The sequence below is a fragment of the Holophagaceae bacterium genome (genome assembly GCA_016720465.1).
Lineage (GTDB): Bacteria > Acidobacteriota > Holophagae > Holophagales > Holophagaceae > JANXPB01.
Genome location: JADKKO010000002.1, coordinates 98506 through 120216, shown reverse-complemented (window position 1 = coordinate 120216; position 21711 = coordinate 98506). Strand labels below are relative to the sequence as shown.

Sequence of the window (21711 nt, the reverse complement as noted above, 5' to 3'; positions counted from 1 at the left end):
TCCGCCCTGGAGAGGGCGGAAGGACGATCATCTCACGGCCAGAACGGATAAGGAAGCCGAAAGATCTTGGGGATGGCTCAAGCCGGGCGTTTGCGCGTCGGCTTATTGGTGGCGGGGTCCAGCATCATCACGTTGGAAGCGTGGATCGTGGCTTCCTTTGGGATCATCCCGCCTTCTTCGCCGGTCTGAGGATTGGCCTTGGTGGCCTTCTTGATCATGTTGACGCCCGCGACGAGCACACGGTTCGTGGAGGGGTTGACCTTGGAGACTAGTCCGACTTTGCCCTTGTCCTTGCCTGCGATCACGACGACCTGGTCGCCTTTTTTCAGCTTCATCTTCATGGCCGGCATTAGATCACCTCAGGAGCGAGAGACACGATCTTCATGTATTTGCGCTCGCGAAGCTCGCGCGCCACGGGCCCGAACACGCGGGTCCCCACGGGTTCGCCATCCTTCTTGATGAGGACGGCGGCGTTCTCGTCGAAGCGGATGTAGCTTCCGTCCTTCCGGCGGAAAGCCTTGCGCTGCCGCACGATGACGGCCTGGACGACGGCTTTCTTCTTCACGGTGCCGCCCGGAATGGCTTCCTTGACGGAGGCGGTGATGACATCGCCCAGCTGGGCGATCCGGCCGACGCCCCCGCCGAGCGGCAGGATGCAGCAGATCTTTTTCGCGCCGGAATTATCGGCGACCGTGAGCATGGATCCCATTTGAATCATCGGATCTCCTTACTCGCCAGCTTTTTGGACGATCTCGAGGACCGCCCAGCGCTTGCGTTTGGACAAGGGACGGGACTCCACGATCTTCACCAGGTCGCCGATGCCGCAGGCGTTGGTTTCATCGTGGGCCATGAATTTCTTCGACTGCTTCACAGTGCGGTGGTACAGCGGGTGCTGGAACTTGCGTTCCACCTTCACGACCACGGTCTTGTCGGCCTTGCTGGACACCACGATGCCGCTGCGGATCATTTTAGTTTCGAGGCTCATCCCAGTCTCCTACTCTGCGGCCATTTTGGAGGCCAGCGCGGTCTTGACGCGGGCCAACTCGCGGCGGGTCTTGCGGATCTCGGCGGAATTCTCCACTTGGCCCACGGCATGCTGGAAACGCAGGGTGAACCGCTTGGCGGCCAATTCGGCCTCAAGCTGCGCCAGCTCTTCGGTGTTCTTGTCTGTGAATGCGCTGAAGGGGTTCTTTTTGCTCATGGGTTCCTCTATTCTTCAGGCGGCGTGCGGGTGATGAACTCAGACGCGAAAGGCAGTTTCTGCTGCGCCAAGGCCAGGGCTTCGCGGGCCAGGTCCTCGGTGATGCCTTCCATCTCGAAGAGGATGCGTCCCGGGCGGATCACGCAGACCCAGCCGTCCGGCGCGCCCTTGCCGCTGCCCATGCGGGTCTCGGCAGGTTTCGACGTGGTGGGCCGGTCCGGGAAGACCCGGATCCAGATCTTGCCGCCGCGCTTGACGTGGCGGGTCATGGCGATACGGGCGGCCTCGATCTGGCGGTTGGTGAGCCAGCAGTGGTCGAGCGCTTTGAGGCCGAAATCGCCGAATGCGAGCTCGGCGCCACGGGTGGCCTGGCCTTTGACCCGGCCTTTTTGAACCTTGCGGTTTTTGACTTTCTTGGGCATCAACATGGTTAGGTCACCTCAGCGCTTCACGGTTTCGACAGCCGAATCCGGCAGGTTCACCCACACCTTCACACCGATGATGCCGTAGGTGGTCTTGGCTTCGGCGAAGCCGTAGTCCACGTTGGCCTTGATGGTCTGGAGGGGCATCTGGCCGGAGAGGTAGTCTTCGGTCCGGGCGATCTCGGCGCCGTTCAGGCGGCCGGAGACCTTGATCTTGAAGCCCTTGGCGCCGAAGCGGATGGCGGCTTCTTCGGCCTTGCGCATGGCGCGGCGGAAGGCGATGCGGCGCTCGAGCTGCTGGGCCACGCCCTCAGCCACGAGCTGCGCGTCGATTTCCGGCTTCTTGATTTCCTGGATGTCGACGGCGACGGGGCGCTTGAGCTTCGCTTGGAGGTCTTCACGGAGCTTGTCGATCTCGGAGCCCTTGCGGCCGATGACGATGCCGGGGCGCGCGGTGAAGATGCGCACTGTGACCTTGTCCGCGGCGCGCTCGATGTCGATCTTGCTGATCATGGCGTTGAGCGCGTGCAGCTGGGCCTTGAGCTCTTTGCGGAGCTTCAGGTCCTCGTGCAGCATGGTGGCGTAGTCCCGCTTGGAGTACCACTTGCTGTGCCAGTTCTTGGAATAGATGATGCGGAACCCGAAAGGGTGGACTTTTTGACCCATGACTACGCCTCCTCGCCGGTTACGGCGGCGAGCTGAATGGTGATGTGGCAGGTGCGCTTCTGCACGCGGTAGGCGCGGCCCATGGGCGCAGGGCGGACGCGCTTCATGCGGAAGCCCTCGTCCACGAACACCGACTTGACCATCAGTTCGTCGGGGTTCACGGAAGGATTCTTGTCCAGGGCGTTGGCCACGGCGGAATCGAGCAGTTTGCGGATGGGCTCCGAGGCGTATTTCTTGGTGCTGGCGAGGACCCACTGGGCTTCGCCGATCTGCTTGCCGCGGATGAGGTCCACCACGAGCCGGGCCTTCTGGGCCGAGCCGCGGAGGTGGCGGATCGTGGCGCTGGCCGCGATGTCGGCCTGCGCGGGAGATTTGGAATTCATGGTCATGGCTTATTTCCCCTTCGCTTTGGCGTCGGACTTGCCGGCGTGGCCCCTGAAGGTCCGGGTCGGAGCGAACTCGCCCAGCTTGTGGCCAACCATGTTGTCCGTGACGTAGACAGGGATGAACTTGTTGCCATTGTGGACGGCGAAGGTCAGGCCGATCATCTTCGGCATCACCGTGGAGCGGCGCGACCAGGTCTTGATGATCTTGCGGTCATCCGTGGAAACCGCAGTGTCCACTTTCTTGGAGAGGTGCCCATCGATGAACGGGCCTTTTTTCAGAGAACGGGCCATCGTGAATTCTCCTAGTTGATCCGCTTGACGATGAATTTGGTGGTGCGGTTGTTATGCCGCGTCTTGTATCCGCGCGTCGGCTGGCCCCAGGGGGTGACCGGGTGGCGGCCGCCGGAGGTGCGGCCTTCGCCGCCGCCGTGCGGGTGGTCCACCGGGTTCATGACCACGCCTCGGACGGTCGGGCGGACGCCCAGCCAGATCCTGCGGCCGGCCTTGCCCAGCGCGATGTTCTCGTGCTGCAGGTTGCCGACCTTGCCGATGGTCGCCATGCATTCCAGGTGGATCTTGCGGATCTCGCCGGATTTCAGGCGGAGCTGGGCGTATTCGCCGTCCCTCGCCACGAGCTGCGCGAAAGCGCCGGCGGCGCGGGCGATCTGGCCGCCCTTGCCGGGCTTCATCTCGATGTTGTGGATTTCGGTGCCCACCGGGATGTTCCGGAGCGGCAGGGTGTTGCCCACCAGGATGTCCGCGTTCTTTCCGGACACCACGGTGCGGCCCACTTCCAGGCCGTCGGGCGCCAGGATGTAGCGCTTCTCGCCGTCGGCATAGACCAGCAGGGCGATGCGGGCGGTGCGGTTGGGGTCGTATTCGATCGTCGCGACCTTGGCGGGCACATCGAACTTGTTGCGCTTGAAGTCGATCAGGCGGTAGCGCTGCTTGTGGCCGCCGCCGATGTGCCGCGTGGTGATCCGCCCGGTGTTGGAACGGCCGCCGGTGCGGGTCTTCTTGGCAATCAGGGAACGCTCGGGGGAGTCGCTCGTGATTTCCTCGAAACCTTGCTTCGACATGCCGCGCTGACCTGGCGTGGTCGGCTTGAGCATCTTTACGCTCATGGTTTTGCCTTTAGAAAAGTGTGGGCGATAGTGGCAGTGCTTGTCCGTCCACGGGGTTTGAAATCAATTTCCGGGCCTCTCAGGCCTCGGCGGCGGGAAGGGAGCCTTCCGCCAGTTCGACGTAGGCCTTTTTCGATGCGGCGGTCTGGCCCACCCAGCGGCCCAGGCGCTTGGCCTTGGCGTGCACCTTGACGGTGCGGATGGACTTCACCTTGGCCTGGAGCAGGAGCTCGGCGGCCTCTTTGATTTGGTGCTTGTTGGCCCAGGGAGCCACTTCGAACACCTGGACATTGCTCTCCCGCAGGATCTGGCCTTTTTCGGTCAGCAGCGGCTTGCGGATCACTTCGAAAATCTTAGTCATGGTTTCACCACTTCCTGCAGCGCCAGAATCGCATCCTTGGAAAAGACAACCTGGTCGTACTTGAGCAGCTCATAGACATTCACGCCCAGGCTCGTGACCGTCATGAACCTGGGGTGGTTCCCGGCAGCCAGGGACAGATTGCGGGAGGCCTCGGACCCCACCAGCAGGGCGCGGTCGCCCACGCCCAGCTTGGCCATGGTCCCCGAAAGGGCCTTGGTCTTGTGGGTGGCGAGCTCCCAGTTCTCGACGACCATCAACTGGCCCTTGGAGAACTTGACGGAAAGCGCGTTGCGGAGGGCCGATCGGCGGGCCTTCTTGGGGAAAGCGTAATCGTAGGAGCGCGGATTCGGGCCATGGGCCGTGCCGCCGCCCTTCCAGATCATCGAACGGATCGAGCCGATGCGGGCGCGGCCGGTGCCCTTCTGCTTCCAGAGCTTCTTGCCCGAACCGGAGACTTCGGACTTGTCCTTGGTCTTGGCGGTGCCGGCGCGGCGCTTGGCCAGGAAGTGGCGGACCGCTTCCCAGATCAGATGGGTATTGATGTCTTCAAGCTTGAAGACTTCGGGCAGCAGGTCCACAGTGCCGGCCTGCTTGCCGTCGAGGTTCACGACAGGGTGCTGGAAGGTCGCCATCTCAGGCCTCCTGCTTGATCACGACGTACCCACCCTTGGGGCCGGGAACGGCGCCCTTGATGAGCAGAAGGTTGTTTTCGGAATCCACCGAGGCGATTTCCAGGTTCCTCACGGTCACCTGTTCGGCGCCCATGTGGCCGCCCATGCGCATGCCGGGAAAAACACGGCTGGGATCGGAAGAGCCGCCGATGGAACCAGGAGCGCGGTGGTGCATGGAGCCGTGGGTCGCGCGGCCACCCTTGAAGTGGTGGCGCTTCATGACGCCCGCGAAGCCCTTGCCCTTGCTGGTGCCGACGACATTGACTTTGACTTTGGCTTCGAACTGGCCCACGAGGACGCTATCGCCTTCCTTCGCGGGATCGGACGAATCGACTTTGAACTCGCGCAGCACGCGGACCGGAGCGACGCCGTGCTTCTCCGCGTGGCCCCTCTCGGGCTTGCTGGCGCGCTTGCCGCCGCTGGGATCCACGAAGCCGATCTGGATGGCGTCATAGCCCTCTTTGGCGGCGGTTTTGCGCTGCACCACCACACAGGGGCCCGCCTGGATCACGGTCACGGGGACGACCTGCCCTTTTTCATTGAAGATCTGGGTCATGCCCAGTTTCCTGCCGATGATTCCTTTGATCATGGTTCTGCTCCCCTTCCTTTACCGGTTGCCCTGACGGCTGAACACCTTGATTTCGACATCGACGCCCGCGGGGAGGTCGAGGCGCATCAGGGTGTCCACCGTGGTCTGGGTGGGGTTGAGGATGTCGAGCAGCCGCTTGTGGGTGCGGATCTCGAACTGGTCGCGGCTCTTCTTGTCCACGTGGGGCGAGCGGTTCACCGTGTACTTGCTCGTCCGGGTGGGAAGCGGGATCGGCCCAGCGACCTGGGCGCCGCTGCGCTTCGCGGTGTCCACGATTTCGCGGGTGCTCTGGTCGAGCAGGCGGTGGTCGAAGGCGCGCAAACGGATGCGAATGTTGTCTTTCATGTTCACTCCATCGGGACGGATGTGCCGTCCATAGACGTGGGGCGCTGGCCGCCCAACCTGAGTTGATGTCCTCTCAGACGAGGACAAGGCTAACCAGAATAACAAAAGCCGCCGAAAACACAAACGAAATTTTTCGAGCCTCGGCGGCCGGTTTTGCTTCCCCTTTTACAAAGGGGAGCGGGCTTATCAAGAAGCCAAGATCCGGAGAACTTGAACGGCTTCACCCCGTGAGGGGCTATGAAGGTAGAAGGCTTGAGACTTGGGACTTGGGACTTGGGACCTACTTGGACCCCTTGACCTTGGCGATGATCTCTTCCGCCACGTTCTTGGGGGCTTCGTCGTAGTGCGAGAACTGCATGGTGTAGTTGCCGCGGCCCTGGGTCATGCCGCGGAGGCTGGTGGAGTAGGCGAACATTTCCGCAAGCGGGACCTTGGCAGAAACGACCTTGGAACCGGCGCGCTCTTCCATGTTCTCGATGCGGCCGCGGCGGCTGTTCAGGTTGCCGATGACGTCGCCCATGTATTCCTCGGGCACCACCACCTCGACGCCCATGATGGGTTCGAGGATCACCGGGTGGGCCTTTTCGCAGCCCGCCTTGAAGCCCATGGAGCCGGCGATCTTGAACGCCATTTCATTGGAGTCCACATCGTGGAAGCTGCCGTCGTAGATGGTGACCTTGACGTCCACCACCGGGTACCCGGCGAGCACGCCGGATTCCATGGCTTCCTGGATGCCCTGGTCCGTGGGCTTGATGTATTCCTTGGGCACCGAGCCGCCCTTGGTCTCGTTGATGAATTCGTAGCCCTTGCCCGGCTCGTTGGGCTCGACGATGAGCTTGACGTGGCCGTACTGGCCGCGGCCGCCGGACTGGCGGACGAACTTGCCTTCGGACTCCACGCGGCGGCGGATGGTCTCGCGGTAGGCCACCATGGGCTTGCCCACGTTGGCTTCCACTTTGAATTCGCGCATCATGCGGTCCACGATGATCTCCAGGTGGAGCTCACCCATGCCGGCGATGATGGTCTGGTTCGTCTCGGGATCGGTCTTCACCTTGAAGGTGGGATCCTCCTGGGCCAGCCGGCCCAGCGCGATGCCCATCTTCTCCTGGTCGGCCTTGGTCTTGGGCTCGATGGCCACCTGGATCACCGGATCCGGGAAGTCCATGCTCTCGAGCACCACCGGGTGGCCCTCGTCGCAGATGGTCTGGCCCGTGAACACGTCCTTGAGGCCCACCGCCGCGCCGATGTCGCCGGTGCGGACTTCGGTGATGTCCTCGCGCTTGTTGGCGTGCATCTGGAGCAGGCGGCCGATGCGCTCACGGCGGTCCTTGTTGGAGTTGTAGACGCTGGATCCCGCTTCGAGCACGCCGGAGTAGACGCGGATGAACGAGAGGCTGCCGACGAACGGATCCGCCATGATCTTGAAGATCAGGGCGCTGAACGGCTCCTTGTCGTCGGCGAGGCGCTCGATGGCGTTGCCGTCCATGTCCACGCCCTGGATGGGCGGGACGTCCAAGGGGCTCGGCATGTAGTTCACCACCGCGTCGAGCATGGGCTGCACGCCTTTGTTCTTGAAGGCGCTGCCGCACATCATCGGCGTGAAGATGATCGAGATGCAGCCCTTGCGGATGCCGTCGCGGAGTTCGGCTTCGGTGAGGTCCTCGCCGCTCAGGTACTTCTCCATGAGCACTTCATCGGCCTCGGCCACCATCTCGACCATTTTTTCGCGCCATTCGGCGGCGGTCTCCAAGAGGTCCGCGGGGATCTCGCCCTCGATGACCTTGTAGCCCTTGTCGCCGTCGTCGAAGGTGAGCGCCTTCATGGTGACCAGGTCCACGACGCCGCGGAAATGCTCCTCGGCGCCGATGGGGATCTGGATGGGCATGGGGCGCGCCTTCAGGCGGGTCTTCATCATGTCCACCACGCGGAAGAAATCCGCGCCGGGACGGTCCATCTTGTTCACGAAGGCCATGCGCGGCACGTGGTACTTGTCGGCCTGGCGCCAGACCGTCTCGGACTGGGGCTCGACGCCGCCCACGGCGCAGAACACCGCGCAGGCTCCGTCCAGCACGCGCAGGCTGCGCTCCACCTCGGCGGTGAAATCCACGTGGCCGGGCGTGTCGATGATGTTGATGCGGTGTTCGACGCCCGTGTCCTTGCCCGTCAGCGGGATCCAGCTGGCGGTGATGGCCGCGGACGTGATGGTGATGCCGCGCTCCTGCTCCTGCACCATCCAGTCGGTGGTGGCTGCGCCGTCATGGACTTCGCCGATCTTGTGGATCTTGCCGGTGTAGAAAAGGATGCGCTCCGTGGTGGTCGTCTTGCCGGCATCGATATGGGCCATGATGCCGATGTTGCGGTAGCGCTCGAGGGGCGTATGGCGAGCCACGAGAGACTCCTTAGGAAAAATTGAGTCAAGGAACAGGATCAGGGTCCGGTGCGCATGGCACGCGGGCATTCAATTCGGAAAGCCAAGGCCGGTGATTCAAAGCATGGGGCCGCCAGTGCAGCGGCCCCGCAGCGCGAAACAGCCTTCTACCAGCGGAAGTGGGCGAACGCCTTGTTGGCTTCGGCCATCTTGTGGACGTCGTCCTTCTTCTTGATGGCGGCGCCGCGGAAGTTCATGGCGTCGAGGATCTCGCCGGCCAGTTTGTCGCGCATGGTGCGCTCGCCGCGGGATGCGGAGTAGGTCTTCAGCCAGCGCATGGCCAGCGAGGTGCGGCGGTTCTGCGGCACTTCGACGGGCACCTGGTAGGTGGCGCCGCCGACGCGGCGGGACTTCACTTCCACCGCGGGCTTGATGTTGGTCAGCGCCTTCGTGAAGGCTTCGAGGGCCTCTTCGCCGCTCTTCTTGGCGACGATCTCGAGCGCGCCGTACACGATGCGTTCGGCGGTGGCCTTCTTGCCGCGCTCCATGAGGATGTTCACGAATTTGGAGACGACGAGCGAGTTGTAGATGGGATCCGGGAGGATCTCACGCTTGGGGGGTGCGGAACGACGAGCCATTTTTCATCTACCTCACTTTTTCTTCGCAGCGGCTGCGCCGGCCTTCGGCCGTTTCGCGCCGTACTTGGAGCGGGACTGGTTGCGGCCGGCGACGCCCGTGGCGTCGAGCGTTCCGCGGACCACGTGGTAGCGCACGCCGGGCAGGTCTTTCACACGGCCGCCGCGGATCAGCACGATGGAGTGCTCCTGCAGGTTGTGGCCCACGCCCGGGATGTAGGTGGTGCACTCGATGCCGTTGGTCAGGCGCACGCGGGCGACCTTGCGGAGGGCCGAGTTCGGCTTCTTCGGCGTGGTGGTGAACACGCGGGTGCACACGCCGCGCTTCTGCGGGCAGGCGTCGAGCGCAGGGCTCTTGGTCTTGTTGATGAACGTCTTCCGCCCTTGGCGGATCAATTGATTGATGGTTGGCACACCATCCTCCATAGTTGGCTCGTCCAGATGATCCCGGAGAGCTAGGCCCGAGAGGTTGCGGAGGCCCCTTGCAGAGGACAGGCAACATTGGACGGAAAGAAAATCGGCCGGCCCGGATGGGCAGGGAACTTATAAGCCTATCGCACCGGCGCGGGAAGTCAATCCGGGATCCTCGGCGCCGGTCACTCCGGCTTCGTGGCCGCTTCGATTTTCGGGGAGTGGCAGGCGCACCCCGAAGCGCATCCCGCGTTCGATCCGGACGCGGCTCCGGCGGCCGCCCCTGCCGCCGGAGCGGCTCCGGCCGCGGTCCCGCCCTCCTGGGCCCCCGCAGCGCTTTTTCCCGCCTTGCCGTCCCCGGCAGGGTCCTTCCCGCCTCCGGCGTAGCCGCCGGCATACCAGCCGCTGCCGGCCAGCACGAACGCGGTCCTCGAGATCTCGCGGCGCATGGCCCCGCCTCCGCCGCATGCGGGGCAATCGTGGGCCGTGGGCGCGGAAAAGCCCTGGAGTTTTTCTTCTTTCGCGCCGCAGGCTTCACAGCGGTACTCGTAGAGTGGCATGGCATCCTTTCAAGCAAGCGGCCTGCGCCGCAAACTGCTAGTTTAACTCGGACGCGCCATGGACACTCCCCCTCGACTCTTTCCTGATGCCAAGGCCTTCCTCGCGGCCCTCCCGCAGCGGCCCGCGCGGCTTTGCTTCACGAACGGCTGCTTCGACCTCTTGCACCCTGGCCACGTCCGGTACCTGGAAGACGCCCGCGCCCTGGGGGATTTCCTGGTGGTGGGACTCAACAGCGATGCATCCGTCGCGCGGCTGAAGGGCGCCGGAAGGCCCCTGCAGGACGAAGCCGCGCGCGCCTCCATCCTACTGGGGCTGCGCAGCGTCGACGCGGTGGTGCAGTTCGACGAGGACACGCCCCTGGAACTCATCCAAGCCTTGCGGCCCGACATCCTGGTCAAGGGCGGCGACTACACGCCGGATACGGTGGTCGGACGCGACGCGGTGGAGGCGCATGGGGGGCGCGTGGTCATCATTCCCCTGATTCCAGGCCACAGCACCTCGCGGATCGAAGAACGCATCCGGAGCGGCCGCGGCGTCACGCTTCCGGAATGAAAAACGCGGTCCCGAAAGACCGCGTTTTCCTGGAAACTTCGAGTGCGGGGATCAGGCTTCGGCGGGCGCTTCGGCGGCCATGAGCGCCTTGCGGCTGAGCTTGATCTTGCCGCTCTTCTCGTCGATGCCGATGACCTTGACCATGATCTCCTGGCCTTCGCTCACTTCATCGGCGGGGCTCTTGACGCGGTGGGGCGCCATCTCGGAGACGTGCAGCAGGCCGTCGAGGCCCGGCAGGATGGTCACGAAGGCGCCGAACTCCACGACCTTCGCCACGCGGCCCATGTAGGTCTTGCCGACTTCCGCGGTCTGCGTGAGGTCCGCGATCATCTTCAGCGCGATGGCGAGCTTCTCTTGGGTCGGGCCGGCCACCTGGCAGATGCCGTCGTCGTCGATGTTCACGGAGCAGCCGGAGACGTCGATGATGTTGCGGATGGTGGCGCCGCCCTTGCCGATGACATCGCGGATTTTTTCTTTGGGAAGCTGGATGCTCTTCATCTGCGGCGCATTCGAAGCGAACTCCCCGCGCGGCGCGGCCAGGATCTCGCCCATGGACGCGAGCAGCTGGAGCCGCCCCTGCTTGGCCTGGGCCAGCGCCTTGGTCAAAATGTCGGTGGTGATGCCGCCGATCTTGATGTCCATCTGGAGCGCTGTGATGCCCTTGGTGGTGCCGGCGACCTTGAAATCCATGTCGCCATAGTGGTCTTCCTGGCCGGCGATGTCCGTGAGCACCACGAACTTCTCGCCATCGCTCACGAGGCCCATGGCCACGCCCGCGACCGGCGCCTTCAGCTTGATGCCCGCGTCCATGAGCGCGAGCGTTCCGCCGCAGATGGTGGCCATCGAGGACGAACCGTTGCTCTCGGTGATGTCGGACACCACGCGCACCGTGTAGGGATTTTCTTCCTGGCTGGGCAGCACCGCCATGATGCTGCGCTCGGCCAGCATGCCGTGGCCGATCTCGCGCCGTCCCGGCCCGCGGTTGGGCTTGCACTCGCCCACGCTGTAGCCCGGGAAATTGTAGTGCAGGTAGAACTTCTTCTCGTACTCCTCCTCGATGCCGTCGATGTACTGCACGTCATCCTGGGTGCCCAGGGTGGCGGTCACCAGGGCCTGGGTCTCCCCGCGGGTGAAGAGGCAGGAACCGTGCGTGGAGGGAAGCACGCCGACTTCGATGTTGAGGGGCCGGATCTGGTCGAAGGCCCGGCCGTCGAGGCGGATGTTCTGCTTCAGGATCGTGTTGCGGAACAGGGTTTCCTTCAGCAGGTCGAAACAGGCGACGACGTCCTTCTTGGTTTCCGGAGCGTCGGCCGTCAGCTCGGAAACGACCTCCTTCTTCAGCGTGTCGATGGCCTTGTAGCTGTCCAGCTTCACCTTCATGGTGAGGGCAGCCATCAGCTTCTCGGCGTGCTTGGACACCTTGGCGTAGATGTCCTGGTCGAGTTCGCTCTTCGCCGCGGCGAGCTTCGGCTTGCCGACCTTGGCCTGCAGCTCCTTCTGGAGCTTGACGAGCTTCTTGATCTGCTCGTGGCCGAAATTCAGCGCGTCCACCATGTCGGCTTCGAGCACTTCCTTGGCGCCGCATTCCACCATGACAATGGCTTCCTCGGTGCCCGCGAGGATGAGGTCCAGGTCGCTGTCGGTGCGCTGGCCCACCAGGGGATTGGCGACGAACTTCCCGTCGATCCGTCCCACGCGGATGCCACCCACGGGCGCCACGAAAGGGATTTCGGAAATGATCAATGCGGCCGATGCGCCCACGATCGCCAGGGTGTCCGGCTGGTGCTGGCCATCGAAGCTGATGACCTGGGCCGTGATCATGGTGTCGTCGTTGTAGCCCTCTTCGAAGAGCGGCCTCAAGGGACGGTCGATGAGGCGGCAGATGAGCGTTTCCTTGGTGGTGGCGCGGCCCTCGCGCTTGAAGAAGCCGCCCGGGATCTTGCCGGCGGAAAAGGCGGCTTCGCGGTAGTCCACGGTGAGCGGGAAGAAGTCGATGCCTTCCCGCGGCGCGGCGCGGCACACGGCCACCAGGACCATGGTGTCGCCCTGGCGCACGATGACCGCGCCCGCCGCCTGCTTGGCGATGCGGCCCGTCTCGATGGTGATGGGCGTGCCGCCCAGATCCAGGCTTACGGTGGTCGGGCTGAATTGCAGTTCGTTCATGGAATCTCCTGCCCCGATCGGGGACTTGGCTGGCCCGCCCTTTTGCGATCGCTCCAGGAAAGCCACAAGACCGAACTGTGGATTTCATGCAGAGGTCGCTGCCGCAGGGCGGACAGTTGATGGTTCGGCAATTAATAGTCTATCAGCGCTTAGGTCCCGCGATTGATCGAATTGACATGACCCGCGGCCCGTCCTGCCAGGGGCGGCGCCCCAAGAAAAAGAGCCGCTCACGCGGCTCTTTTTCTTGGGGCTCTGGAGGATAGATCAATCTTCCCCGTCGAATTCCGTAAGGCCTTGCAGTTCCTCGACGTGGGCAGCCATGCGGCTGTACTCGTCGTCGAAATCGTCGCCCAGCACGTTTTCCGTATAGGTGATCTCGGGGTACTGGCCTTCCTCGATCTCCAGGTTCCGGTAGGCGGGGATGCCGGTGCCCGCAGGGATCAGGCGGCCCAGGATGACGTTCTCCTTCAAGCCGCGGAGGTAGTCCACGCGGCCTTCAAGAGCTGCTTCGGTGAGCACCCGGGTGGTCTCCTGGAAGGAGGCCGCGGAGATGAAGCTCTCGGAGGTGAGGGCCGCCTTGGTGATGCCCAGCAGCAGCGACTCGCAGGTGGCGGGGAGGCCGCCGTCCTTCATGGCCTGCTCGTTGATGTCCTTGAAGCGGTTCTTGTCCACCTTCTCTTCGACGATGAGCGGGGTGTCGCCCACTTCGGTGATCATGACCCAGCGCATCATCTGGCGGATGATGGTCTCGATGTGCTTGTCGTTGATGGTCACGCCCTGGGCGCGGTAGACCTCCTGCACTTCGTTCACGAGGAAGGCCTGGAGGGCCTTGTCGCCCTCGACCTTCAGGAGGTCGTGGGGTGAGACGGCGCCTTCGGTGAGTTTCTCGCCGGAGTGGATCTCGTCGCCGTCCTGGACCTGGATGTGCTTGCCGCGCGGGATCAGGTATTCGCCCTTTTCCCCGGTCTCGCTCTCGACGATGACCTTCTGGTTGCCGCGCACGCGGTTGCCGTATTTCACGAGGCCGGTGATTTCGGAAATGATGGCCGGATCCTTCGGCTTGCGGCCTTCGAACAGCTCCGTCACCCGCGGCAGGCCGCCGGTGATGTCAGAGGTCTTGGCCTGCTGGCGGGGCGTCTTGGCCAGCACGTCGCCGGGGCTGAGCTCCTGGCCCTCCTCCACTTCGATGTAGGCGGAGGTGGGGATGTTGTAGCGCACGAGCACCTTGTGGTTCTCGCCCTTGACGTTGATGTGCGGGTGCAGCTTGTCGTCGGTGGGGTCGATGACCTTGCGGCGGAACCGGCCGGCGATGGGGTCGCGCTCTTCCACGTAGGAAACGTTGGGCTCGAATTCCTTGAAGTCCACGATGCCCGCTTTTTCGGTGATGACGTAGTCATTGTAGGGATCCCACTCGGCGAGCACCGTTTTGGGTTCCACTTCCTCCCCGTTCTTCACGCGGATCATGGCGCCGGGCGCGACCTTGTAGCGTTCCCGCTCGTTGCCGTCGCCATCGACCACCAGGATGTAGCCCGAGCGGCTGAGGGCCAGCAGTTCGCCCTTGCGGTTCTTGACGGTCTTCATGCCGTCCAGCTTCACGAAGCCCTTGGTCTGGGCCTCGTGGGTGCTCTTCTCGGAGGCGCGGCTGGCGGCGCCGCCCACGTGGAAGGTGCGCATGGTGAGCTGCGTTCCGGGCTCGCCGATGGACTGCGCGGCGATGACGCCCACGGCCTCGCCCTGGTCCACGAGCTTGCCCGTGGACAGGTTCAGGCCGTAGCACTGGGCGCAGACGCCCCGCCTGGCTTCGCAGGTGAGGACCGAGCGGATCCGGACGCTGGGAATCCCGGAGGTCTCGATCTTGAAGGCCAGGTCCTCGCTGAGCAGGGTGCCGGCGGGGGCGATGTTCTTCTTGGAGTAGGGATCGAAGACATCTTCCAGGGTCACTCGGCCCATGATGCGGTCCCGCAGCCGGGCGCGGATGGTGCCGTCGCTGTTGACGATGGCGGCGACTTCGATGCCGTCCAGCGTGCCGCAGTCGTTCTCGTTGATGATCACGTCCTGGGCCACGTCCACCAGCTTGCGGGTGAGGTAGCCGGAATCCGCGGTCTTGAGCGCCGTGTCGGCCAGGCCCTTGCGGGCGCCATGGGTGGAGATGAAGTACTGGAGGACGCTCAGGCCTTCCTTGAAGTTGGCGGTGATGGGCGTCTCGATGATGTCGCCGGAGGGCTTGGCCATGAGGCCGCGCATTCCCGCCACCTGGCGGATCTGGGTCTTCGAGCCGCGGGCGCCGGAGTCGGCCATGATGTAGACGGAGTTGAGGTACTTCTCCTCGTTGTTCTTCTTCTCCATGTTCTTCATCATGTCGTTGGCCACCTGGTCGGCGGTCTTCGACCAGACTTCCAGGATGCGGTTGTACCGCGTGGCGCTGTCCAGGCGGCCTTCGAAGGCCTCCTTTTCAATGGCGCGGACTTCTTCGGTGGCTTCCTTGATGAGCTTGGGCTTGGTGGCGGGCACGATGAGATCGTCGATGCCCACGGAGACGCCGGCCTTCATGGCCCACATGAACCCGATGTCCTTCATGGCGTCCAGCATGCGGATCGTGACTTCGGGCCCGTTGAGCTTGTAGCAGCGGTTCACCAGGGACAGCAGGCCTTCCTTCTTGAGCAGGCCGTTGATGTAGGGCACTTCTTCGGGCAGGGCCAGATTGAAGATCACGCGGCCGACGGTCGTCGTGATCAGCGCGTTTTCCACCTTCTGGGCGGGGCACTCGAAGACTTCCTGCTCGCTGTTCTTCTTCGGATCCGCGGCGTGCCAGGCTTCCGTGTCCACCAGTTCGCCGGTGTACCGGAGCTGGATCAGCGCGTGGGTGTCCAGGATGCCGTAGCCGTGGGCGGCCACGACCTCGTTCATGTTCCCGAAGATCATGCCCTCGCCCTTGCGGTCGAAGCGCTTCTTCGTGAGGTAGTACCCGCCGAGCACGATGTCCTGGCTGGGCACCACGTTGGGTTTGCCGTTGGCGGGATTGAGGATGTTCTGGGTGGACATCATGAGCACGTGGGCCTCGATCTGGGCCATGGGGCTCAAGGGCACGTGGACGGCCATCTGGTCGCCGTCGAAGTCCGCGTTGAAGGCGGTGCAGACCAGGGGATGCAGCTTGATGGCCTTGCCTTCCACCAGCACCGGCTGGAAGGCCTGGATACCGAGGCGGTGCAGCGTCGGGGCGCGGTTCAGCATCACGGGATGGTTCTGGATCACTTCTTCCAGCACGTCCCAGACTTCGGGACGGCCTTCCTCCACCATTTCCTTGGCCTGGCGGATGGTGGCCGCGAAGCCCTTGTGCTCGAGCCGGTTGAAGATGAAGGGCTTGAACAGCTCCAGCGCCATCTTCTTGGGCAAGCCGCACTGGTGCAGCTTGAGGTCCGGTCCCACCACGATGACGGAACGGCCGGAGTAGTCCACGCGCTTGCCCAGCAGGTTCTGGCGGAACCGCCCCTGCTTGCCCTTGAGGGCGTCGGACAGGGACTTGAGCGGGCGGTTGGAGACGCCGCGCAGAAGGCGGCCGCGCTTGCCGTTCTCGAACAGCGCGTCGGCGGCTTCCTGGAGCATGCGCTTCTCATTGCGGACGATGACGTCCGGCGCGCGCAGTTCCAGCAGCTTCTTCAATCGATTGTTGCGGTTGATGACGCGGCGGTACAGGTCGTTGAGGTCGGAGGTCGCGAAGCGGCCGCCATCCAAGGGCACCAGGGGGCGCAGTTCCGGCGGCAGCACCGGGATCACGTCCAGGATCATCCACTCGGGCTTGTTGTGGCTGCGCTTGAAGGCCTCGGTGACCTTCAGGCGCTTGGCGATTTTCGAGCGCTTCTGGGCCGAGGTCTCGGTCTTCATGATGGCGCGCAGCTCGATGGCCAGGGCCTCGATGTCCACGTGCTTCAGCAGCTCCTTGATGCCCTCGGCGCCCATCTGGGCCTTGAACCCCTCGCCGAACTGGTGCTTGTAGTCGCGGTATTTGTCCTCGCCCAGGATCTCGCCTTCCTTCAGGGGCGTGGTGCCCGCTTCGGTGACGGCGTAGGCCTCGAAATAGAGCACGCGCTCGAGGTCCTTGAGGGGGATGTCGAGCAGGTAGCCGATGCGGCTGGGGACGCCCTTGAAGAACCACACATGGCTGACGGGCGAGGCGAGCTGGATGTGCCCCATGCGCTCGCGCCGCACGGCCTTTTTCGTGACTTCAACGCCGCACTTGTCGCAGACGACGCCCTTGAACTTCTGGCGCTTGTACTTGCCGCACAGGCATTCCCAGTCGTTCACGGGGCCGAAGATGCGGGCGCAGAAGAGGCCGTCCCGCTCGGGCTTGAGGCTCCGGTAATTGATGGTCTCGGGCTTGGTGACCTCGCCCCTGGACCAGGAGCGGATCTTGTCGGGCGACGCCAGGCTGACCCGGATGCACTCGTAGGCGTTGATGTTTTGCGGTTCTGGGAACATGGGGACCTCTGGAACGGAATCGGGATCGGTACGGCCTTGGGGCTCGGGCGAGGGTTCGCCCTAGCGCCTATGCGTCGATGGAAAAGGCGGAATCCTCGCCTTCGAAGCTCGGGGCCAGTTCCTCGCGGGTGAGCATTTCCACATCGATGCAGAGCGCATTGAGCTCTTTCTTCACGACGTTGAAGCTCTCCGGGAGGCCCGGATCCTTGATGGTTTCGCCCTTGATGATGGCCTGGTAGATCTGCGTGCGGCCGTGCATGTCGTCGGACTTGTAGGTCAGGAGCTCCTGCAGCACGTGGGCCGCGCCGTAGGCTTCCAGGGCCCAGACTTCCATTTCGCCGAAGCGCTGGCCGCCGAACTGGGCCTTGCCGCCCAGGGGCTGCTGCGTGATGAGCGAGTAGGGTCCGATGCTCCGGGCGTGGATCTTGTTGTCGACGAGGTGGTGCAGCTTGAGCATGTAGACGCAGCCGACGTTCACGGGCTGTTCGAAGGCTTCGCCGGTCATTCCGTCGAAGAGCAGCGTCTTGCCGGTGACATCCGGACCGATCTTGCCGTTCTTCTCCCAGGCTTTTTTCAGGAATTCCTTGATGTCGCCTTCCCGGGCGCCATCGAACACGGGCGTGGAGAAGTGGACGCCGAGGGTCCGTCCGGCCCAGCCCAAGTGGCATTCGAGCACCTGCCCGATGTTCATTCGGGAAGGAACGCCCAAGGGGTTCAGCACGATGTCCACCTGCTGGCCGTTCGGCAGGTAGGGCATGTCCTCCACGGGCAGGATGCGGCTCACCACGCCCTTGTTGCCGTGGCGGCCGGCCATCTTGTCGCCGACCTGGAGCTTCCTCTTGACGGCCACATAGCACTTGACGGTCTTCAGCACGCCGGGCATGAGCTCGTCGCCCTTCTTCAGGCGGTCTTCGCGCTCGGCGAGGATGTCCCGCAGCACTTTGAGCTGGCTCTCGGTCTTGTCGAGGATGTCCAGGACCTGGGCTTCGAGGCGCTCCTTGCCCGCGGCCACGCTGATCTGGCGGAAGCGGTGGTAGGGCACGGCTTCCAGCATGTTCTGCGTGAGCTTCTTCTTGGGGGGAAGTAGTTCCTTGCCCTTGTCATCCTTGAGCATTTCGCTCAGTTCCTTGCCCTTCAGCAGGACCACGATCTTCTTCTTGGCCTCGGCGCGGATGATCCGCTCCTCGTCTTCGAGATCCTTCTCCCACTTGACCACCTGGTCGTGCTCGATGGCCTGGGTGCGGAGATCCTTCTCCTGGCCCTTGCGGGTGAAGACCTTGACGTCCACCACGGTGCCTTCGATACCGGGGGGCACGGTCAGGCTGGCGTCCTTCACGTCGCTGGCTTTCTCGCCGAAGATGGCGCGCAGGAGCTTTTCCTCGGGAGAAAGCACGGTCTCGCCCTTGGGCGTGACCTTGCCCACGAGGATGTCGCCATGGCGCACCGTGGCGCCGATGCGGATGATGCCGGATTCGTCGAGGTTCTTGAGCATCTCCTCGCGGATCTGCGGGATGTCGCGGGTGATTTCCTCGGGGCCCAGCTTGGTGTCGCGGGCGTGGACTTCGAATTCCTCGATGTGGATCGTCGTGTAGAGGTCTTCCTTGACGACGCGCTCGGAGATCAGGATGGCGTCCTCGAAGTTGTAGCCGCGCCAGGGCATGTAGGCCACGACCAGGTTGCGGCCCAGGGCCAGTTCGCCATGGTCGGTGCAGGGGCCGTCCGCCAGGATCTGGTTGGCCGTGACGTATTCGCCCTTCTTCACGAGGGGGCGCTGGTTCAGGCAGGTGTTCTGGTTGGAGCGCGCGAACTTGGTGAGCGTGTAGATGTCCACGCCGCTTTCCAGGCCCTCGGTATCCGGGTCGTCCTCGACCCGGACCACGATGCGGTTGGCATCCACGGTCTCGACGATGCCCGAACGGCGGCAGATCACGCAGGCGCCGGAGTCCTTGGCGGCCACGTATTCCATGCCCGTGCCCACGATGGGGGCTTCGGTGCGGATGAGGGGCACGGCCTGGCGCTGCATGTTCGCGCCCATGAGGGCCCGGTTTGCGTCGTCGTTCTCGAGGAAGGGGATAAGCGAAGCGGCGACGGACACCACCTGCTTGGGGGAGACGTCCATGAGCGTCACCTTGGCGCGCTCGACGATCTTCGTCTCGCCAGCCTGCCGCGAGGTGACGTATTCATCCAGGATGTTGCCCTTGTCGTCCACGGTGGCGTTGGCCTGCGCGATGATGTGCTCGTCCTCTTCCCAGGCGCTCAGGTAGAAGGCGTGCATCTCGAACTTGGCGGGGCGCTTGCCCTCTTTTTCGAGCTTCTTGTTTTCCTTCTCCAGTTCGTCCAGGCGCACCACCTGCATGTAGCCGAACTTGGAATCGCCGACGCTCGTGACCTTCGCGAAGTTCACGATCTTGCCGTCCTCCACCTTGAGGTAGGGGGACTCGATGAAGCCGTATTCGTTGATGCGGGCGTAGCACGAGAGGGAGGAGATCAAGCCGATGTTCGGGCCTTCCGGCGTTTCGATGGGGCAGATGCGGCCGTAGTGGGACGTGTGCACGTCGCGCACTTCGAAGCCCGCGCGATCGCGGCTGAGGCCGCCCGGTCCGAGGGCCGACAAGCGGCGCTTGTGGGTGATTTCGGACAGCGGATTGGTCTGGTCCATGAACTGCGAAAGCTGCGAGGACCCGAAGAATTCCTTCATGGCCGCGATGACGGGCTTGCTGTTGATGAGGTCGTGGGCCTGGAGCGGCGAGTTGGGATCCTGGGCCATGGAGAACTTCTCCTTGATGGCCCGCTGCACGCGGACGAGGCCCACGCGGAAGCAGTTTTCCAGCAATTCGCCGACGGACCGCACGCGGCGGTTGCCCAGGTGGTCGATGTCGTCCGCGCGGACCGGCGCGATGTCGCCCATCTCCTGCCGCGTTGTGTCGTACTTCTTCAGGCGCAGCAGGTAGTTGACCGTATGGACGAAGTCATCCGCGCGCAGCGCGCGGGCATCCATCTCGGTCTCCAGCGACAGCTTGGCGTTGAGCTTGTGCCGGCCCACCTTGCTGAGGTCGTACTTCTGGGGATCGAAGAACATGCCGTAGAGCAGCTTCTTGCTGCTTTCCATGGTGGCGGGCTCGCCTGGCCGGATCTTCTTGAAGAGCTCCTTGGCGGCTTCCTCGGCGTCCTCGGTGTGGTCCTTGGTCAGCGTTTCGCTGAAGACCTTGCCGGTGGCGTCCATTTCCGGGAAGCAGACTTCGAATTCCGTGACATTGCCGGCCTGGAACATTTCGAGGTGGGTCTGGAGGAACGGCTCGTTGGCCTCCAGCAGCACTTCGCCGGTGTTCATGTTCACGACGTCGTTCAGCAGCACGGCGCCGTCGAGGACATCGCGCTCCACGGCCACCTGCTTCACGCCGGATTTGAGCATGTGCTCCAGAAGGCGGCGGCTGATCTTTTTGCCCGCGGCGGCGATCACCGTCTTGGACTTGGGATCCTTGACGTCCTCGGTGGAATGGTGGCCCAGCATCAGTTCGCCGGGGACCATGCTGATCTTCGAGCCCTTCAGGACGAAGCGCGCGGGCGTGTAGAAGCGGCGCAGCAACCCCTGGTTGTCCGCCATGGTCTCGTCGAAGAGCCCCAGGGCGCGCAGGAAGGTCGAGCCCAGGAATTTGCGCTTGCGGTCGATGCGCGCGTAGAGCAGGCCCTTGGCGTCCAGCTCGAATTCGATCCAGGAGCCGCGGTAGGGGATGATCTGGGCGCTGTACTGGGTCTTGTCGGGGCTAATGGAGAAGAAGACGCCCGGGCTGCGGTGCAGCTGGCTCACGATCACGCGCTCGGTGCCGTTGATGATGAAGGTGCCGCGGTCCGTCATGGTCGGAACGTCGCCGAAATAGACCTCGGATTCCTGGCTCTGCTTGTACCTGCGGTTGCCCTTGTCGTCCTTCTCGAACTGGTTCAGGCGCACGCGGATCTTGAGGGGGCTCGCCATGGTGGCGCCGCGCTCGACACACTCTTCCATGCTCATCTTCGAGTGCAGGCTCACCGGCTCGCTGCACACGTCGCAGATGGTCGCCGCATTCTTGTTGCGCGTTCCGCATTTGGGGCAGTCCACCGAAGGATCCTTCGGATGGTCCGTCACGATGCTATGGCTGCAGTTCTTGCAGACCGTGCGCAGATGCTCCAATCCCACGAACTTCTGGCACTTGCAGGCCCAATGGCCCACGGTGTAGTCCAGGAACTCGATTTCCAGGGAGGCATCGGACCCGTCTGCGTTTTTCCCGTTCTGCACCGGGAACATGGACTCGAAAACCGACTTGAGGCCGCGGATTTCGCGCTCGCCATGGAGCAGGTTCATCTGGAGGAATTCGTCGTAGCTCCGCTTCTGGATGTCGATGAGATTCGGGATGGGAACCAGGGAGCGAATCTTCGAGAAATTGTGTCGCTGGCGGTAGATGTTCTGTTGAACGCTCATGGGTCACTCCAGGGGAGCTGCAGTAATCGAGGTGCCAATATCAAATGTCTTGCTGGACGGATGGAAGCTGTCTGGTGTTCGCAGATACGCCGAAGGCCAGTCCCAGGCCTACAGCGGCGCTGTGTCGGGGACCGGCTCGAAAGGGATGGTTCGGGTGTGCTTCGATCGTCGCAACCGGGGCCTTTTCGGAGTTACTTTAGTGGGTCGGACGCCGGAGCGCCCGAGTAGCTCGAACAGGGGGACCGAGTTCGGGCGTAAGGAATAAGCATACCACTTCAATCGAAAGACGCAAAGCGTGAAGGGTCCTGCCGACCCCTCACGCTT

General features: G+C 63.5%; 21 protein-coding genes. 1 reads left to right on the top strand and 20 read right to left on the bottom strand.

Features of this window, described 5'->3' with window-relative positions; genetic code table 11:
* Positions 1-77 precede the first annotated feature (77 nt).
* The 17 genes from rplX to IPQ13_04845 all read right to left on the bottom strand — a co-directional run bounded on the left by rplX (position 78) and on the right by IPQ13_04845 (position 9739).
* Entirely contained in the window at positions 78-335 is a 258-nt protein-coding gene (gene rplX / locus IPQ13_04925) for a 50S ribosomal protein L24 (protein MBL0210242.1), read from the bottom strand.
* A 14-nt stretch (positions 336-349) separates the two neighbouring features.
* Positions 350-718, bottom strand: a complete 369-nt coding sequence (gene rplN, locus IPQ13_04920) for a 50S ribosomal protein L14 (GenBank protein MBL0210241.1) — start codon at positions 716-718, stop codon at positions 350-352.
* A 9-nt stretch (positions 719-727) separates the two neighbouring features.
* The gene (gene rpsQ / locus IPQ13_04915; protein MBL0210240.1) at positions 728-985 is read right to left on the bottom strand and encodes a 30S ribosomal protein S17; all 258 of its coding nucleotides are present in this window, start codon (positions 983-985) and stop codon (positions 728-730) included.
* A gap of 9 nt (positions 986-994) precedes the next feature.
* On the bottom strand, positions 995-1201 hold the full coding sequence (gene rpmC, locus IPQ13_04910) for a 50S ribosomal protein L29 (GenBank protein MBL0210239.1): 207 nt from the start codon (positions 1199-1201) through the stop codon (positions 995-997).
* Positions 1202-1209: 8 nt separating this feature from the next.
* Positions 1210-1629, bottom strand: coding sequence for a 50S ribosomal protein L16 (rplP, locus tag IPQ13_04905; protein ID MBL0210238.1), 420 nt, complete (start codon positions 1627-1629; stop codon positions 1210-1212).
* A gap of 12 nt (positions 1630-1641) precedes the next feature.
* On the bottom strand, positions 1642-2289 hold the full coding sequence (gene rpsC / locus IPQ13_04900) for a 30S ribosomal protein S3 (protein ID MBL0210237.1): 648 nt from the start codon (positions 2287-2289) through the stop codon (positions 1642-1644).
* A gap of 2 nt (positions 2290-2291) precedes the next feature.
* Positions 2292-2672 carry a 50S ribosomal protein L22 gene (rplV, locus tag IPQ13_04895; protein MBL0210236.1) on the bottom strand — a complete coding sequence of 127 codons (381 nt, stop codon included), beginning with the start codon at positions 2670-2672 and terminating at the stop codon, positions 2292-2294.
* A gap of 9 nt (positions 2673-2681) precedes the next feature.
* The gene (rpsS, locus tag IPQ13_04890) at positions 2682-2966 is read right to left on the bottom strand and encodes a 30S ribosomal protein S19 (protein ID MBL0210235.1); all 285 of its coding nucleotides are present in this window, start codon (positions 2964-2966) and stop codon (positions 2682-2684) included.
* Between the two features lie 11 nt (positions 2967-2977).
* Positions 2978-3799: a 50S ribosomal protein L2 gene (gene rplB, locus IPQ13_04885; protein MBL0210234.1), complete on the bottom strand. Its 822-nt coding sequence runs from the start codon at positions 3797-3799 to the stop codon at positions 2978-2980.
* A 79-nt stretch (positions 3800-3878) separates the two neighbouring features.
* Positions 3879-4160 carry a 50S ribosomal protein L23 gene (gene rplW / locus IPQ13_04880; GenBank protein MBL0210233.1) on the bottom strand — a complete coding sequence of 94 codons (282 nt, stop codon included), beginning with the start codon at positions 4158-4160 and terminating at the stop codon, positions 3879-3881.
* A complete protein-coding gene (gene rplD / locus IPQ13_04875) occupies positions 4157-4792 on the bottom strand; it encodes a 50S ribosomal protein L4 (GenBank protein ID MBL0210232.1) in 636 nt (211 codons plus the stop codon). Before rplD ends, rplW begins: the two co-directional genes overlap by 4 nt.
* A 1-nt stretch (position 4793) precedes the next feature.
* Positions 4794-5420 (bottom strand): 50S ribosomal protein L3, encoded by a 627-nt coding sequence (gene rplC / locus IPQ13_04870; GenBank protein MBL0210231.1) that lies wholly within the window; start codon positions 5418-5420, stop codon positions 4794-4796.
* Positions 5421-5438: 18 nt separating this feature from the next.
* A complete protein-coding gene (gene rpsJ / locus IPQ13_04865) occupies positions 5439-5765 on the bottom strand; it encodes a 30S ribosomal protein S10 (GenBank protein ID MBL0210230.1) in 327 nt (108 codons plus the stop codon).
* Positions 5766-6045: 280 nt separating this feature from the next.
* Positions 6046-8154: an elongation factor G gene (gene fusA, locus IPQ13_04860; protein ID MBL0210229.1), complete on the bottom strand. Its 2109-nt coding sequence runs from the start codon at positions 8152-8154 to the stop codon at positions 6046-6048.
* 146 nt (positions 8155-8300) lie between these two features.
* Positions 8301-8771, bottom strand: coding sequence for a 30S ribosomal protein S7 (rpsG, locus tag IPQ13_04855; GenBank protein MBL0210228.1), 471 nt, complete (start codon positions 8769-8771; stop codon positions 8301-8303).
* Positions 8772-8783: 12 nt separating this feature from the next.
* A complete protein-coding gene (locus IPQ13_04850; GenBank protein MBL0210227.1) occupies positions 8784-9182 on the bottom strand; it encodes a 30S ribosomal protein S12 in 399 nt (132 codons plus the stop codon).
* A 182-nt stretch (positions 9183-9364) separates the two neighbouring features.
* Entirely contained in the window at positions 9365-9739 is a 375-nt protein-coding gene (locus IPQ13_04845) for a zinc ribbon domain-containing protein (protein ID MBL0210226.1), read from the bottom strand.
* Between the two features lie 58 nt (positions 9740-9797).
* Here IPQ13_04845 and rfaE2 point away from each other — a divergent pair, with 58 nt between their 5' ends.
* A complete protein-coding gene (gene rfaE2, locus IPQ13_04840; protein MBL0210225.1) occupies positions 9798-10292 on the top strand; it encodes a D-glycero-beta-D-manno-heptose 1-phosphate adenylyltransferase in 495 nt (164 codons plus the stop codon).
* 51 nt (positions 10293-10343) lie between these two features.
* On the opposite strand, the gene pnp is transcribed toward rfaE2, so the two are convergent.
* The 3 genes from pnp to rpoB all read right to left on the bottom strand — a co-directional run bounded on the left by pnp (position 10344) and on the right by rpoB (position 21387).
* On the bottom strand, positions 10344-12455 hold the full coding sequence (gene pnp, locus IPQ13_04835) for a polyribonucleotide nucleotidyltransferase (protein MBL0210224.1): 2112 nt from the start codon (positions 12453-12455) through the stop codon (positions 10344-10346).
* A 264-nt stretch (positions 12456-12719) separates the two neighbouring features.
* Positions 12720-16931, bottom strand: coding sequence for a DNA-directed RNA polymerase subunit beta' (gene rpoC, locus IPQ13_04830; protein MBL0210223.1), 4212 nt, complete (start codon positions 16929-16931; stop codon positions 12720-12722).
* 67 nt (positions 16932-16998) lie between these two features.
* Positions 16999-21387 (bottom strand): DNA-directed RNA polymerase subunit beta, encoded by a 4389-nt coding sequence (gene rpoB, locus IPQ13_04825; GenBank protein ID MBL0210222.1) that lies wholly within the window; start codon positions 21385-21387, stop codon positions 16999-17001.
* Between the last annotated feature and the right edge of the window lie 324 nt (positions 21388-21711).

Coding starts and splice junctions, on each gene's coding strand:
- rplV (MBL0210236.1), bottom strand. CDS start 2,672: ATGAATTCCAAATCTCCCGCGCAGGCCGACATCGCGGCCAGCGCCACG.
- rpsQ (MBL0210240.1), bottom strand. CDS start 985: ATGAGCCTCGAAACTAAAATGATCCGCAGCGGCATCGTGGTGTCCAGC.
- rplX (MBL0210242.1), bottom strand. CDS start 335: ATGAAGCTGAAAAAAGGCGACCAGGTCGTCGTGATCGCAGGCAAGGAC.
- rpsC (MBL0210237.1), bottom strand. CDS start 2,289: ATGGGTCAAAAAGTCCACCCTTTCGGGTTCCGCATCATCTATTCCAAG.
- pnp (MBL0210224.1), bottom strand. CDS start 12,455: ATGAACGAACTGCAATTCAGCCCGACCACCGTAAGCCTGGATCTGGGC.
- rfaE2 (MBL0210225.1), top strand. CDS start 9,798: ATGGACACTCCCCCTCGACTCTTTCCTGATGCCAAGGCCTTCCTCGCG.
- rplP (MBL0210238.1), bottom strand. CDS start 1,629: ATGTTGATGCCCAAGAAAGTCAAAAACCGCAAGGTTCAAAAAGGCCGG.
- rplN (MBL0210241.1), bottom strand. CDS start 718: ATGATTCAAATGGGATCCATGCTCACGGTCGCCGATAATTCCGGCGCG.
- rplD (MBL0210232.1), bottom strand. CDS start 4,792: ATGGCGACCTTCCAGCACCCTGTCGTGAACCTCGACGGCAAGCAGGCC.
- rplB (MBL0210234.1), bottom strand. CDS start 3,799: ATGAGCGTAAAGATGCTCAAGCCGACCACGCCAGGTCAGCGCGGCATG.
- rpmC (MBL0210239.1), bottom strand. CDS start 1,201: ATGAGCAAAAAGAACCCCTTCAGCGCATTCACAGACAAGAACACCGAA.
- rpoB (MBL0210222.1), bottom strand. CDS start 21,387: ATGAGCGTTCAACAGAACATCTACCGCCAGCGACACAATTTCTCGAAG.
- rpsG (MBL0210228.1), bottom strand. CDS start 8,771: ATGGCTCGTCGTTCCGCACCCCCCAAGCGTGAGATCCTCCCGGATCCC.
- rplW (MBL0210233.1), bottom strand. CDS start 4,160: ATGACTAAGATTTTCGAAGTGATCCGCAAGCCGCTGCTGACCGAAAAA.
- rpoC (MBL0210223.1), bottom strand. CDS start 16,931: ATGTTCCCAGAACCGCAAAACATCAACGCCTACGAGTGCATCCGGGTC.
- rpsJ (MBL0210230.1), bottom strand. CDS start 5,765: ATGAAAGACAACATTCGCATCCGTTTGCGCGCCTTCGACCACCGCCTG.
- IPQ13_04845 (MBL0210226.1), bottom strand. CDS start 9,739: ATGCCACTCTACGAGTACCGCTGTGAAGCCTGCGGCGCGAAAGAAGAA.
- rplC (MBL0210231.1), bottom strand. CDS start 5,420: ATGATCAAAGGAATCATCGGCAGGAAACTGGGCATGACCCAGATCTTC.
- rpsS (MBL0210235.1), bottom strand. CDS start 2,966: ATGGCCCGTTCTCTGAAAAAAGGCCCGTTCATCGATGGGCACCTCTCC.